The organism is Streptomyces sp. UC4497 (assembly GCF_054871485.1).
The window spans coordinates 92,592-106,252 of sequence record NZ_JBTYHB010000015.1 but is presented as its reverse complement, the minus strand read 5'-3'; the positions used below and the strand labels follow the sequence as shown (position 1 = coordinate 106,252).

At 69.6% G+C, this 13,661-nt stretch carries 12 protein-coding genes; 8 read left to right on the top strand and 4 right to left on the bottom strand.

What is annotated here, in order from left to right:
• Positions 1–6: 6 nt before the first annotated feature.
• Both ACYSUO_RS22180 and eccE read right to left on the bottom strand, forming a co-directional pair.
• Entirely contained in the window at positions 7–1,671 is a 1,665-nt protein-coding gene (locus ACYSUO_RS22180; protein WP_461777953.1) for a hypothetical protein, read from the bottom strand.
• Complete coding sequence (gene eccE / locus ACYSUO_RS22175) at positions 1,671–3,077, bottom strand: type VII secretion protein EccE (RefSeq protein ID WP_461777952.1); 1,407 nt, start codon at positions 3,075–3,077, stop codon at positions 1,671–1,673. The genes ACYSUO_RS22180 and eccE overlap by 1 nt, the downstream gene beginning before the upstream one ends.
• Before the next feature lie 257 nt (positions 3,078–3,334).
• Here eccE and ACYSUO_RS22170 point away from each other — a divergent pair, with 257 nt between their 5' ends.
• The 5 genes from ACYSUO_RS22170 (at position 3,335) to ACYSUO_RS22150 (ending at position 9,750) form a co-directional block, all read left to right on the top strand.
• Positions 3,335–4,885, top strand: coding sequence for a type VII secretion protein EccB (locus ACYSUO_RS22170; RefSeq protein WP_461777951.1), 1,551 nt, complete (start codon positions 3,335–3,337; stop codon positions 4,883–4,885).
• The gene (locus ACYSUO_RS22165; RefSeq protein ID WP_461777950.1) at positions 4,882–6,165 is read left to right on the top strand and encodes a S8 family serine peptidase; all 1,284 of its coding nucleotides are present in this window, start codon (positions 4,882–4,884) and stop codon (positions 6,163–6,165) included. The genes ACYSUO_RS22170 and ACYSUO_RS22165 overlap by 4 nt, the downstream gene beginning before the upstream one ends.
• Positions 6,166–6,340: 175 nt before the next feature.
• Positions 6,341–6,685 carry a hypothetical protein gene (locus tag ACYSUO_RS22160; RefSeq protein ID WP_461777949.1) on the top strand — a complete coding sequence of 115 codons (345 nt, stop codon included), beginning with the start codon at positions 6,341–6,343 and terminating at the stop codon, positions 6,683–6,685.
• A 116-nt stretch (positions 6,686–6,801) separates the two neighbouring features.
• Positions 6,802–8,286, top strand: a complete 1,485-nt coding sequence (locus ACYSUO_RS22155; RefSeq protein ID WP_461777948.1) for a hypothetical protein — start codon at positions 6,802–6,804, stop codon at positions 8,284–8,286.
• 87 nt (positions 8,287–8,373) lie between these two features.
• Complete coding sequence (locus ACYSUO_RS22150; RefSeq protein WP_461777947.1) at positions 8,374–9,750, top strand: S8 family serine peptidase; 1,377 nt, start codon at positions 8,374–8,376, stop codon at positions 9,748–9,750.
• A gap of 72 nt (positions 9,751–9,822) precedes the next feature.
• Here the strand turns inward: ACYSUO_RS22150 and ACYSUO_RS22145 are convergent, their stop codons facing one another.
• The gene (locus ACYSUO_RS22145; protein WP_461777946.1) at positions 9,823–10,776 is read right to left on the bottom strand and encodes a hypothetical protein; all 954 of its coding nucleotides are present in this window, start codon (positions 10,774–10,776) and stop codon (positions 9,823–9,825) included.
• Between the two features lie 298 nt (positions 10,777–11,074).
• On the opposite strand from ACYSUO_RS22145, the gene ACYSUO_RS22140 reads away from it, so the two are divergent.
• The 3 genes from ACYSUO_RS22140 (at position 11,075) to ACYSUO_RS22130 (ending at position 12,746) form a co-directional block, all read left to right on the top strand.
• The gene (locus tag ACYSUO_RS22140; protein ID WP_461777945.1) at positions 11,075–11,914 is read left to right on the top strand and encodes an immunity 49 family protein; all 840 of its coding nucleotides are present in this window, start codon (positions 11,075–11,077) and stop codon (positions 11,912–11,914) included.
• Between the two features lie 122 nt (positions 11,915–12,036).
• Positions 12,037–12,351, top strand: a complete 315-nt coding sequence (locus ACYSUO_RS22135; RefSeq protein ID WP_461777944.1) for a hypothetical protein — start codon at positions 12,037–12,039, stop codon at positions 12,349–12,351.
• 95 nt (positions 12,352–12,446) lie between these two features.
• A complete protein-coding gene (locus ACYSUO_RS22130) occupies positions 12,447–12,746 on the top strand; it encodes a DUF397 domain-containing protein (protein WP_461777943.1) in 300 nt (99 codons plus the stop codon).
• Here the strand turns inward: ACYSUO_RS22130 and ACYSUO_RS22125 are convergent.
• A complete protein-coding gene (locus ACYSUO_RS22125; protein WP_461777942.1) occupies positions 12,743–13,648 on the bottom strand; it encodes a protein kinase family protein in 906 nt (301 codons plus the stop codon). The two genes, ACYSUO_RS22130 and ACYSUO_RS22125, sit on opposite strands and share 4 nt — an antisense overlap.
• Positions 13,649–13,661 lie beyond the last annotated feature (13 nt).

Sequence of the window (13,661 nt, the reverse complement as noted above, 5' to 3'; positions counted from 1 at the left end):
CGGGCGTCAGTCCATCCGGCGCGGGCCGCCGAGCAGCCCGGTCTCCGGTTCCGTCGGCTGCACCATCACGAACTGGCGCTTGTCGCCCGCGATCCACAGCATCGTCGCGTCGCTGAGCGTCGGCAGCGTCTGGGTGAGCTGCTCGGGAAGGCGCAGCACCCGGCCGATGGCCTCGGCCTCCTGCGGGGAGAGGTTCTGCAGTCCGATGACGTCGGCGCGGGCGAGCAGTCGCGGCGCGCGCGGGCCGAGGAACGGCACGACGGTGAGCGTCGACTGCCAGGGCGTCGGCGCGATCTGGGAGCGTCCGGGCTGTGCGCCCAGGTCCCGTACGACGAGGACCGGGCTCGCCACCGACGCGCCCTGCGCGGCCATCTGACGCGGCTCGTACACCGAGACGCACTGCAGTCCGCCGCCCGCGGCCTGCGCCATCGGCGCCCACGCGGCGGGCCGCACGGACTCGACGGCGATCCGGGCGCCGATGGCCGCGGTGCGCAGCGCGATGATCTGCGCGGTCCACATCGAGCCGACGACGACGATCTCGCGGGGCTTCGGCCGCAGCACGTCGAGGACGGCCGGGCTGCCCTGCGGGTCGACGCCGATGACGACGCCGTCGTCACCGACGCTCACGCCGAGCGAGCCGAGCGACTTCTTCGACATGACGTGCCGACGGCGGCGCGGGCCGCGCAGCCCGTAACCGGGTGTGGAGAACTCGTCCTCGAACTCCGCGAAGTCGTCGTCCTCGGGTTCGTCGGGGAGCGCCCGGTGCGTGGGCCGGCCCGAGCCGACCTCCGGCGCGGGCGCGTACGTCATGGTGGCGCCGGTGGCCGCGGGGGCCGCCTGCTGCGGCACCTGGGCGATGCCGCCGACGACGCCCTGGGACGGGTCCTGCGGCTGCTGGTCCGGGTGCGCCCCCGCGTACTGCTGCTGGGCGGCCGCCTGCTGCTGGGCCGCGAGCTGTTGCTGCTGCGCCATCTGCTGCTGGCGCTGCTGGTCCTCCCACTCACGGCGGCGCGCCTCGGCCTCCTCGGCGCGGCGCTGCTCCTCCTGGTAACGGAGGCGCAACTGCCGCTGCTCTTCCGCGTGTTGGGCTGCGGCGGCCTGCTGCTGGGCGGCCTGCTGTTGGGCGGCTTGCTGCTGCTGGGCGGCGGCCTGCTGTTGCGCGGCCTGCTGCTGCGCCGCCTGCTCGGGCGTGGGCTGCGGGTAGCCGTAGCCGCTCTGGTCCGGGACCGGCTGCTGCTGTTGTTGTTGCTGCGGGTAGCCGTAGCCGCCGGCCTCGGGCGTGGGCTGCTGCTGTTGCGGATAGCCGTAGCCACCCGCCTCGGGCGTCGGCTGTTGCTGCTGCTGCGGGTAGCCGTACCCACCGGCCTCCGGCGTCGGCTGCTGCTGAGCGGCGGCCTGCTGCGCCTCCCACTGCCTGCGCCGCTCCGCCGCCTCAGCGGCCCGGCGCTCGTTCTCCGCGTGCTGCTCGGGCGTCAACTGCTGCTGTTCCTGCTGTTGTTGCTGCTGCTGTTCCTGTTGCGGGTAGCCGTACCCGCCCTGCTGCTGGGCGGCGGCCTGCTGCGCCTCCCACTGCCTGCGCCGCTCGGCCGCCTCAGCGGCGCGGCGCTCCTGCTCGGCGTACTGCTCGGGCGTCATCTGCTGGCGGGGGTCCTGGTTGCCGGGGGTGCTCATCAGCGCGTGCCTCCGAGGGGAAGGGTGGCGAGGAGGCCGGGCAGCTGTTCCCGGTCGAGTCGGACGAGGCCGGCCTTGAGGCCGGAGGCGGCGCGCTCGAGTTCGCGCTTGGCCTGCCCGAGTTCGTTCTCGCTGCGCGCCGAGAGGCGTACGTGCCCGCTCACCGCGACGTCCTCACGGCCCGCGCGCGCGAGGGCGACGCTGAACGTCGTCGCGAGCGTACGGGTCGTGGACAGGCCGGACGCGAGCGCGCCGAGCGGCGTGCCACCGCGACCGAGCTGCGGCCACGTGCCGATCCAGTACGAGGCGTGCCACCGGTCGTCGCACCGCCAGGCGCGCACGCTCTCCTCGGTGCGCGGACCCGAACGGCCCTGCTGCGACTGGGCGTTGAGGTTGGCGCGCGGGTTGACGCAGGTCGCGACGGAGAGCGCGGACAGGACGGCGTTCTCGTCGAGGACCTCGGCGACGAAGCCCTGTCCGTTGAGCCGGCTGATCAGCTGGTCGGCGGCGCGCAGCAGGGCGCGCTGGGCGCCGCGCAGGTCACCGCCGCGCGCCTCCACGGCCTCCGGGCACAGCTCGGGGTCGAGCTTGAGGGCCACCCACGTCATCCGCACCGCGGGCGTTCCGGCCTGCGCCTGAAGCGCGGCGTACGCCTGCGCGGCGAGGGCCTGCGGCGGCAGGTGCGGGGCGGGCGCGGGCTGGGTGTACTGCACCAGCTGCACCGATTCGAGGTGAATGTCCTCGACGTCGAGGGTCTCGGCGAGCAGCTCGACGGGCAGCGGCCGCGCGTCACCCTGCGGGCGCAGCGGGCCGGGCGCGGAGTCCACCTGAACGAGTGCCGTCAGGAACGTACCGTCACCGACGAAGCCGACGAGGCGCCGGTCGCGCGCCTCGTACTCGTACGTGCGCAGGCTGGGGTCCGCCTCGAGGAGCGGCGCGAAGCCGCTGTCGATGTCGGCGGGCGGCGGCCCGTTGAAGGCGCGGCGGCGGCGCTTGAGGGCGCGGCCGATCGCCATCCACTCGGGAAGCGGGTGGCGACGGCGCCGGCCGAGCTGAAGGAAGACGAGCAGCCCGCCGATGACGGCGGCGGGCAGGATCAGCACCGCCTTGATCGCGGCGGCCGCGACGACGAGCGCCAGCGCGATCTCGATGATGACCAAGTGGTGCGTGCTGATCGGTCCGAAGCTGCCGATCTTGCGAGGCAGCTTCGGCCTCGCCGGACCTGTGGCCTGCTGCTGCGGTGGCGGCGGAGCGACCTGCGCGGTACGGCTGCCCCGCCCGCCGCGTCCGCCCTGCCCGCCGGGTCGGCCGGTGGGGCGGCCGCCTGAACGGCCCCCTCCGCGGCGCCCGTTCGGGGCCGGTCGCCCCTGATTGCCGCGCTGTCGGGTCCTGCTGGCGCTGGACATCCCCCGCCCTGCTCCTTCGCTCGCTGCTGTGATGATTCGTGATGGCCGGCTGGGTTGAATCGGTCGGAATCGGACCGCCCCGGGCCATCGGGACCCAACGTCGGCTGGCGCGTGGAAAAACCGTACCCGTACGCTACGGCCCGATCACCACACGGCATAGTAGAGGCCCGTGCGGCGCATGCGCCGGGGGTGGTCGAGAAGTGGACCCGCAGCAATAGTCCAGCACGGTCCAGCGAGGACGGGGAGAAAACGTAACGATGGCATCACGTCGTGATGAGCTGAATGCCTACAATTTCGCACGCAAGCGGACCGTTGCCGCTTTTCTCAAACCACTCCCCAATGGATCGGTGGACAGCGCCCCGCGGCCGCTCAAGCACGCGGTCCCGGGCATCGTCATGGCCGTGGTCGTACTGGCGGGCTTCGGCGCCTGCGGCATGATCAGCCCGGTGGCGCCGAAGGGTTGGGACACGCCTGAGGCCGGGATCATCGTCACGGATCCGTCGGCGACGCGGTACGTCGTACTCAAGTCGGACACGAAAGACAAGAGCGGCAAGAGCGTCGGCGTCCTGCACCCGGTACTGAACCTCGCCTCCGCGAAGCTTTTGCTCGACCCGAAAAAGACCGGCGGAGATTCTGTGAAGAAGGTCAAGGAGAAATTCCTTGACGATTCCGACATCACGCAGGGCTCCATGGTCGGAATTCCGTACGCCCCCGACCGGATGCCCAGCACGAAGGACGCCGGTACGGCGAAGACATGGGCGCTGTGCCAGCAGCCCAGCGGCGGTTCGGACGAGGCCTCCGTGCAGCAGACGGTCTTCGTTCTCGACAAGAACGACGAGTCGCAGGTCACCTCGACGAGCAAGGGCAGGCTCGGCTCCACCCAGGCCCTGTACGTACAGGACAAGACGGGCAAGCCGTACCTGGTGAGCAGCAACGGCGTCGCCTACCGACTCGTCGACGGGCCCGGCGGGGGCTTCGACTCGCTGATCGCCACGCTCTTCGGCGCGCAGGCCAAGCCGCAGACCGTGTCGGACGACTGGCTCAACACGCTCCGCGAGGCCCCCGTCCCGATCTCCCTGCCGAGCGTCGACGGCCTCGGCGGCACCTCGACGGCCCCCGACCTGCCCGCCGGGCACAACAAGGTCGGCACGCTGATCGAGGGCGCCCAGAAGCAGAAGTACCTGGTCGAGAAGGACCGCCTGATCGCCATCACGGACTTCGAGGCGAGCCTGCTCAAGGAGACCGTCGGCGCCGCGTACCCGGACGGCGCGCCGGAGTACGTGAAGGTCCAGCAGACGGACATCCACCCCACCGAGGGATCCCTGTACGACAACGCCCCCGCGGTGAAGAAGGCCGGCGGCAAGCTGAACTGGCCGAAGCAGAAGGTCACTCGAGCCAACGCCGCCTCGGGCACCGGCGGCAAGGACGTCTCCTGCTCCGTCTATCAGGGCGACAACGGCGGCGCCCGGAACCTGTGGGCGGGCAAGAGCCTGCCGATCGGGAAGATCTCCGCGAGCGCCTCGTCGTACGTCAGCCCCGGCAGCGGCATGCTCTACCAGGAGCAGACGGGCTCCTCGGCCAGCGGCTTCAACTACCTGGTCACGGACACGGGTCTGCGGTACCACCTGCCCGTCAACAACGACTCCGGCAACACCTCCGGATCGGCGAAGAAGGAAGTCAACCAGTCCAAGGCGCGGCTCGGCTACGGCGAGGTCAACGCGGTCAAGGTCCCCGAGGTCTGGTCGCAACTCCTGCCGTCGGGCCCGGACTTGACGACGGACGACGCCAAGCAGACGCAGAACTCGTGACCGGGAGGGCATACCGCATGGACAACATGGCTCCCCCGGCGACCGCCACGGCCTCGCCCACCCGGCGCGCCGCGGCGGTGCTCGCGGCCACCGCCGCGCTCGCGGCGCTCGGCGTCGCGGGCCCGGCGGCCACGCCCGCCGCCGCCGACGACGGCACCCAACTGGCCAGCACCGACTGCCAGTTCGGCGGCAAGGTCATCAAGGGCACCCCCTGGTCCCTGCAGCGCGTCCTCACCAAGCAACTGTGGGCGCACGGCAACGGCAAGGGCATCAAGGTCGGCGTGGTCGACACCGGCACCGACACGAAGAACACCCAGCTCAGCGGCGCCGTCGCCAAGGGCAAGTCCTTCGTCTCCGGCTCCAGCGCGACGAAGGACGAGGTCGGTCACGGCACGAAGGTCGCGGGCATCATCGCCGCCCGCCAGATCCGCAGCTCCGGGTTCCACGGCATGGCCCCTGGTGCCACGATCGTCCCGCTGCAGACCAGCACGAAGGAGGCCGGCGGCAACCTGGGCTCGATGATCAGCGCGATCAACTTCGCCATTCAGAACGACATCAAGCTGATCAACGTCTCCCAGGGCACCACCGCCGACGAGTCCCAGCTCGGCCCACTGGTGGCGGCCGTCAACCGCGCCGAGCGGGCCGGCATCCTCATCGTCGCCTCCGCGGGCAACAGCGGCGAGAGCGGCAAGGACTCCAACAGCTACCCGGCCGCGCTTCCCAACTCCAACGTGCTGTCCGTCGCGGCCTCCGACCGCAACAACGAGCGCGCCCCGTTCTCCTCCCCCAACGAGCATGTCGACATCGCCGCCCCGGGCGTCGACATGGTCTCCACGGTCCCGGTCGGCGGCCAGTGCGTCGACCAGGGCACCAGCTTCTCTGCCCCGTACGCGACCGGCGTGGCGGCGCTGCTCATGCAGCAGCACCCGAACTGGGAGCCCAAGCAGGTCATCTGGCACCTCGAGTCGACGGCGATGCGCACGCACGCGTACCACGACAAGAACGTCGGCTGGGGCGTCCTCGACCCGGTCACGGCGATCAAGGACGACACGGAGCCGACCCGTCAACCGACCAACGCCGACCTGCAGAAGGGCACGTCGAACGGCCCCGGCGAAAAGATCATCGCCGCAAAGCTGACCCTGGGCGAAACCCCCCAGGAGCGCAACGCCCGCTACGGCGCGTACCTGGTGATCGGCGGCGGCCTCGGCCTCGCGGTGATCGCGGCGGGCGCGATGGCGCGGCGGGACTGGTTGCGGCGGCGGGGCGAGGACGTTCTGTGAGGCGGCGGGGACGTTGCGCGGGCGTCGCGAGGCGGCGCGGCGGGGACGTTCTGTGAGGGAAGCTGTGCTCGACTTGTGAGTTCAGTGTGCGAGGAGCGATCCTAGAGAAGCTGTCTGCGCACTGAACTGAGCGCGACACAAGGGCATTCGGGGAAAACGGGGAAGGCGGCCTGCGATGGCTGACGGTGGTTACGAGGTCGATCTTGACGCCCTTGACCAGGTGGTCAAGGAGCTGAATCAGGTCCTGAGTGACATGAGCGGGCCGAAGGACAAGGCGAAGTACGGGACGTACCTGCCGAACGGGGCGCTGGGCAACGGATTCTCCGAGGCGCAGGAGCTGTACGACGCGCACGGAGAAATGAAGCACAAGATCGAAGTCGACATGATCGAGAAGATCGAGAAGCTCGTCGAGAAGTTCGGCAAGAAGACGGACACGGCCCGCGGCAAGTATCAGGACGCCGAGGCAGACAACACGGTCAAGGAGACCGGCAACTCTGGCGTCGCGAACCGCAACGCCTGAAGGGGGACGGGGAGATGGTTGCTGACGCGCCGTCGGGCGGCGGCTTGAGTGGCAGTGGATCGGGCCAGGGTTGGGACACCCACTTCAACCAGAACGACCTTGACAGACTGAAGCAGATGGTCTCGGACGCAAAGCCGCAGACGGTCAAGGAGGTCTCGCAGAACTGGACCGAGGTCAAGGAGCACCTCGTTGGTTCCGACGGCAGCGGGGGCCTCAAGCAACAGTTCGACAACGCGGTGAAGAAGGTCCTTGAGAAGTGGAAGGGCTCGTCCGCGGACAAGTTCAAGCAAGAGGCTGACAAGATCAGCCAGGAGATGGCCAAGGGCGGCAACTTCGCGGACCTCGCCGGCAGGGCGATGAGCAACTCCGCGGACGAGCTGTACACCATCCAGGACCAAGTCCAGAGCATCGATGTCAGCTGGTGGGACGAGGCGTGGGACACCGCGACGGACATGTTCAGCAACATGTCCGCCAAGGACTACGCCATGATGATCGCCCATCCCGCCAGTGCGCTCTACGCCGACTACCAGCTGTACCAAAGCGTCAGGAGCTCCGGGAGCAGCATCGACGCCGACCTCGCCAGCGGCATGCCGACCGAGCGAGTCATCGACAGGTGGGGCGACAAGATGGGGGCGAAGAAGCAGGCGGCGCTCCAGGCTGCGATCCACATGGAGAAGTTGGGGAACAACTACAAGTCGAATGCGGCGTCCCTCAAAAGGGGCGGCGAATACACGCCACCTGAAAACCCCAAGACGCCTGGCATCAACGGCCCTGGCGACATGAACGTCCCCGGCGCCGGTGGCACCAACCCAGGGATCAGCGGCGGCACCGGCATCGGCGGAGGCGGAGCCGGCCAGGGCATCCCCGGCTTCGACACGAACGGACTGAAGCCTCCGACTACTTCGGGATCCCCGGACGCCTCCCAGATCGGTACGGGCCTGGACAGTGCAGCCCCCGGCCTCACCGGCGGCCCGGGTTCCGCGGGCGGAGCGGGTAGCGGCCTCGGGGCCGGTGGCGGCATTGGCGGTGGCGCTGGAGCCGGTGCCGGTGCCGGTGGAGCCGGGTTGGGTGGCGGCATGGCCGGTGGCATGGCGGGCGGACTCGCCGGCGGCGCGGCGGGTCTTGCCCGTGGGGCAGGCGGCGGCGCGGCCGGGCGAGGAGCAGCAGGTCGCGGCATGGGCGGCGGTGCCGCCGGTCGCGGCACGGGCGCAGCCGGTCGCGGCATGGGTGGCATGGGCGGCGGCATGGGCGCCGGCGGCGGTGCGGCGGGCAAGGGCGCCGCCGGCAGGACCGGTGCAGGGGCCCGGCTGAAGGGCGGCGCGGTCGGCGGAGCCAAGGGCAAGACCGGCGGGGCGTTCACCCCGGGCGGTTCGGGGCTCCGCAACCGTGGCACCGGCGCGGGCGGTACCGGCGCCGGTACCGGCGGCAAGGGCCAGAACGGCCGCAGCGGCTTCGGTCCCGCCGGAGCCGCAGGCGGACGCGGTGCCGGAAGGCAGCGCGGCGAGGGTGGCAACAACAGTCGGCTCCCCGACTACCTCGTCGAGGACGAGAGCACCTGGAAGCCGAAGGACCGCAAGGCCAACCCGCCCGTCATCGAGTAACCAGATACCGTTCGTGGGGCCCACGACCAATCCGGTCGTGGGCCCCACGCACATCAGCACGGAATTCACCACGAAAGGTGTCAGAGCATGCGCTTCGCGCACAGGACGCTACGCGCGATCGGCGGCGCGGCCATGGTGGGAGCCCTGGTGCTCGGCACCGCATCGGCCGCATCCGCGGACGCGACCAGAAACGACCAGTGGCAGAACAAGGCGTTCGACATCGACGCCGTACACAAGGTAGCCACGGGCAAGGGCGTCACCGTGGCCGTCCTCGATGACGGCGTGGACGGTACTCAATCCGACCTGAAGGGCAACGTGCTCCCCGGCAAGCGTTGCAAGGACGGTCAGCCGGCCAATCGCGAGATCGCCGACGACCACGGCACGGGCATGGCTTCGTTGATCGCCGCCCACGGCCACGGATCCGGCAATAGCCAAGGCATGCTGGGATTGGCACCGGACGCGAAGATCCTCCCTGTGGACATCTACGCCACTGAGGGCGGTGCTGTCGATGCGGAGAAGGATGTTGCCTGCAACTGGAACGAGGCCATTCGCTACGCCGTCGACCAAGGCGCGGATGTCATCAACATCTCCATCTCCCAGAACTACTCGGGCCAGGGCGACAAAGATGCCATCGCCTACGCTCTCGCCCACAACGTCGTCGTAGTCCAGGCCTCCGGCAACAGTGGAGTCGAGGAGAGGGACGGCCTTGGTTCCGTCCCCGGTGTCTCCCAGGTTGGCGGCTCCACGCAGAGCGGCACCGTCTGGGAGGACTCGAACTCCTCCAAGGACCTGCTCTACACCGCTCCCGGCAAGAGCATCACCGTAGCCACCGCCAACGGCGACTACGACGACGCTGACGGCAACAGCCACCAAGGCGACTACCTGACCACCGACGGCACGTCGATGTCCGCCGCCATCGCCTCCGGCGCGTTTGCACTGCTCAAGCAGAAGTTCCCGGACTACACGCCTGGCCAGCTGGCCAACCGCATCATCAAGTCGACGTACATCGCCAAGGGCGTCGACAAGGCCAAGCTGCCCGACGAGCGCCACGGCTACGGCGACCTGAGCCCGCTCAAGGCCCTCACCGCCAACATCCCCAAGGGCGGCGCGAACGGCCCCTGGGACCTGTCCGCGCTCCCGAAGGCCTCGGGTGACAAGGCCGGTGCGTCCCCCTCCCCCGCCACCGGCAACGCCTCCAACTCGTCGGAGGACGACAGCTCCAACATGCTGCTCTACGTCGGCATCGGCATCGCCGCACTCGTCGTCATCGTGGTGGTGGTCGTCATCGTCGTCGTCTCCCGCAACAAGAACAACCGCGGCGGCCCTGGCGGCCCCGGCGGACCCGGCGCCCCCGGCACCATGCCCCCGCCCGTCTACCAGCAAGGCGGCTACCCGCCCCAGCCGCAGCAGCCCGGCCCCTACGGCCAGCAGCAGCCCCCGCAATGGGGTCCCCCGCGCCAGTAAGCGCCTGACGCACCGAGGCCCGTGACCATCCACCTGGTCACGGGCCTCACGTCTGCGTCTGCGCCTGCGCGCCTAGTTCTCGACGCGCATTTCGGTGCGGATGTGCCCCGTGAGCTCCGCCGAGTCCTCCTTCAACACCCCGAGAGTCCCGTCGTACGCAGTGACCACTCCGACCGTCGAATAGTCGGCCCAACCGCACACCGTCGTCTCGGTGGCTGGGTTGTCGTCGTCCCAGCTGTCCACTTTCAAGTCCGCGCACCGCATCACCGCGCCGCCTTCGAGCGAGTCCGCCTCCGTGTCCTCCGGCACGTCCAACGACGAGACGACGTGGCCGGGGGCCTTGTCCGTAGCCTCGGTGAGCTTGTCCTCCACGAGGCCGAAGTAGTAGGACAAGGCCAGCTCGGGCTTGCGGAACTCGCCGTAGGCACCCGTAACCGAGAACCGCTTGCCGTTCTGCGCACGCTGCAACGTGTCCTGGGCCGCGCCCGGATCAGAGGTGTCGACGTTGTCGAGGAGCTCGTCGGAGTAACTGACGGCGATCTCCGTGGGCTTCGCCATCTCGTGCCACTCCAGCTCTTTCGGATCGTCCGTCGCGAGGCCGGGATCCGACGGGTCGCCGGCGCGGTAGTACGTGGCGAACGACATCGTCGACGGCGCCGTCAGCTTGTGCGGGCCGTCGTCGTCCGGGCCCTGCGCGTCGCGGATCCAGAACAGGCCGAAGCCGATCAGCGTCATCAACGCCGCCCCGCCCGCGACAAACACCAAGGTCTTCGCCAGACCGCCGCGGCGTGGCGGCGGCGGGTAACCACCCGGCTGCTGCGGGAACCCGTAAACGCCGTACGGCGGCTGCCCCGGCTGCTGACCGGGCTGCCCATACGGACCCGGCTGTCCGTACGGTCCAGGTTGCCCCGGCTGTCCGTACGGCGGCGCCGGCTGACCCGGCTGCCCGTACGGTGCCGACTGCGCGCCGTAGGGCCCCGGTTGTTGGGGTTGGCCGGCGTACGGGCCCGGATGGTTGCTGCTCACTGCTGGAGTCCTCCCGTGCTGATGCGTCAGGACATCCTCCCGGACGCAACGGGCCCGTACGCCCATCGGGCCGCTTCCTCCACCAAAGAGTCCCGCTCGACCGGCACGCCGTGGCCAGGGGCTCCCGAAGCGCCCTCAAGGCAAGGAAGTTGAGGTATGTCCTGTGTCTCTGGTCCCGGTACAGGAGCCGAACGGGTCCCTCTATGCTGGCTCGTTCATAGAGGGAATGCAGATCGGGGAAGGGAAGAGAAGGGGTGAGAGGCGTGTGGTAATCCGAGTTCCCCGTCATGACCTTCCCTTGGGCAACGCGGACAACGCGGGCGACGCCATGGCACCGGTCGTCGAGAGCGCGCGAGACGCTCTCGCTGAACTCGAGACATCGGAGTTCGACCGGTATGACGCGCTGGACCTTTCACTGACCGTCGCCAAGTGGGCCTGTCTCGAGGATCCCGCGGCGGCGGAGTTCCGGACGTGGGAGGCGTGGGTCATCGCCATGCAGGTCGGTTCCGGCCTGTTCCTCTCCGGCCGTGCCGCGGAAGGGCCCGTCCCCTGCCGTATTGGGACCAAGGGCGAGACCAAGAGCCTTCCCGCGACCGGACCCCAGGAGTACCTGCACGCGGGAAACTGGCTGACCTCGTACTACCTGGCCGCAATCTGCCGCGAGAACGAACGCCTCGATCAACTCGCGCGCGTACCCGTCCCGTTCTTGCGTGCCTCCGGAGTGGAGTTCGACGAGTACATCTACGCATGGGTGGAAACGCTGCAGAACGCCTGGTTCGGCCGCCAGGAGACGTGGAACACCCTGGTCACCGCCATCGACGGCACGGATCCCGCGGCTCCCCATATCGCCAGTGCCGAACTGATGCTCAAGATCCTCTACCCGCCGCTCGAAGTTTTCCATCGCTATCAGCGCCAGGAGCCGGAACCGTTCAATTCCGCGTTGGCCGACGCCGTCACCTGGCATCGCGAGTACTGGTCCGAGGACTCACGGAACACGAGCAGCGAGGGGTTGGTGGCCCTGGGGCCGTTGGCCATCGCCTGCATGGCCTTTGACGCAGGTATTCCTGTCGACGTCGAGTCCGAGTATCTGCCGAGGCATCTCCTGGAACGAACATGGGTCGGGCAGTTCCCCACATGACGGACCTGATGGATCTGATGGATCTGATGGATCTGATGGATCTGATGGATCTGATGGATCTGATGGATCCGCAGTGCCCGCTCGCCGTCCCTGTAATGAAGCAGTGAATCAGGAGCCCACGCGTGACCACCCCCAGCGGAAGCGAACGCCCGGTCCCGGCCAACGCCGAGGAGGCGCTGGAGATCGGCCGTACTCAGTTCCCCACCGCCTGGCCGAGCGGCGCCCCCGTCACCCTCAAGGTTCATGAGTTCGACATCGGCTACCTCATCTGCGCCCACGTCCCCCCACCCACCGATCCGGCCATGCCTCCGGAACCGGGCGGCAGCAACGTCGTGATCTCCAAACTCAATGGCGAGATCACCGACGTCCCCAACTACCCTGCCGAAACCGCCATTTCCACTTACAAGCGGTTCTACCGGCCGGGAAGCGTCACGTGATGCCCCCCGGTCACCACGGATTCGTGAATGCCGTCGGCCGACTCTCGCTAAGCTGAAGTTGTTTGCGACAGAGTGACGGAAAGGGCTGATGCGGCGTGGGGACCACAGGCGAGACGCCGGAGGAGATCGAGGCCCGTAAGGAGCGCGAGAAGAACGAGTTGTACGCGCTCGACATCTCCGGCGTCACGTGGGAGAGCGCGCCCGGGACCGAGCAGGACGAGGAGCGCGTCGAGATCGCCAAGTTGCCGGACGGCGCCGTGGCGATGCGTTCGTCGCTGGAGCCGGAGACGGTGCTGCGGTACACCGAGGCGGAGTGGACGGCGTTCGTACTCGGCGCCAGGGACGGGGAGTTCGACCTGGAGTCCGCTCCGCGTGATGGCGGCGCCGAGGGCTAGTAGCCGTGCACCGGCGCCGGCATCTCCGCGTCCAGCACCGACGCCGCCTGGTGTGCCAGCGCCGCGACCAGGCGGGCCGGCAGCCAGCCGGGGGTGAGGAGCGTCGAGGCGTGGTCGGTGGCGCCGAAGCCGATCGACTGCCGCATGGAACCTTGCGTCAACTCGGCGACCACGTCCGCCAGTTGGGGGCGCTGCACCGGATCGCGCGACAGGCATCGGCTCACCAGTGAGCGTAGTGACGCCGGGAGTTCGTCCCGTTCGGGCACCGTGTGGCCCGTCGCGGCGTACGCGAGCGTCGCGCCCAGCGCGTACACGTCGCCGAGCGGGCGCGGTTGGCCGCCCGCCAGTTGTTCCGGGGCGAGGGCCGTGCCGTCGATGCCCGGCAGGTCGCGTCGCGCCGCTCCGTCGGGTGTCGCCGCGCGTACCGCGCCGAAGCAGTCGAGGCGTGGGCCGTCGAAGGAGAGCAGGACCGCCGCCGGGGAGAGACCGGCGTGGACGAGGCTCTGGCCGTGGATGACGGACAGGGTTTCGGCGAGTGCGACTCCCAGGGCGCGTACCGTGCGCTCCGGCAGCGGGCCGCCGTGGAGGGCGAGCGCGGTCGGCAGGGTCAGTACGGGGATGTACGGGCGCGCGTGCCAGGGTGCCCCGCCGGGCGGCGCCAGTTCGACCGTCGGCAGCGTCCAGCTGCCCAGCAGGTAGCGTGCCGCGTCCGCTTCGGCCATGAAGCGGTTCGGGTCGACGCCGGTGGCCGGGGTGCTGAGCAGGACCGTGCGGTCGCCGTCGGCGGTTCGGGCGATGTAGCGGGCGGCGGGGGTCCTGACCTGCTGGTCGAGGGAGTCGATGGACGTGAGCAGGAGGTATGGGCCTGTCTGCTGGACCCCGCTGCCGCTGGTGCTGTGCACGTGTCCCCCCACT

Excerpts from the sequence above, each read along its gene's own strand:
- ACYSUO_RS22170 (WP_461777951.1), top strand. The coding sequence starts at position 3,335 with ATGGCATCACGTCGTGATGAGCTGAATGCCTACAATTTCGCACGCAAG.
- eccE (WP_461777952.1), bottom strand. The coding sequence starts at position 3,077 with ATGTCCAGCGCCAGCAGGACCCGACAGCGCGGCAATCAGGGGCGACCG.
- ACYSUO_RS22160 (WP_461777949.1), top strand. The coding sequence starts at position 6,341 with ATGGCTGACGGTGGTTACGAGGTCGATCTTGACGCCCTTGACCAGGTG.
- ACYSUO_RS22180 (WP_461777953.1), bottom strand. The coding sequence starts at position 1,671 with ATGAGCACCCCCGGCAACCAGGACCCCCGCCAGCAGATGACGCCCGAG.
- ACYSUO_RS22155 (WP_461777948.1), top strand. The coding sequence starts at position 6,802 with ATGGTCTCGGACGCAAAGCCGCAGACGGTCAAGGAGGTCTCGCAGAAC.
- ACYSUO_RS22150 (WP_461777947.1), top strand. The coding sequence starts at position 8,374 with ATGCGCTTCGCGCACAGGACGCTACGCGCGATCGGCGGCGCGGCCATG.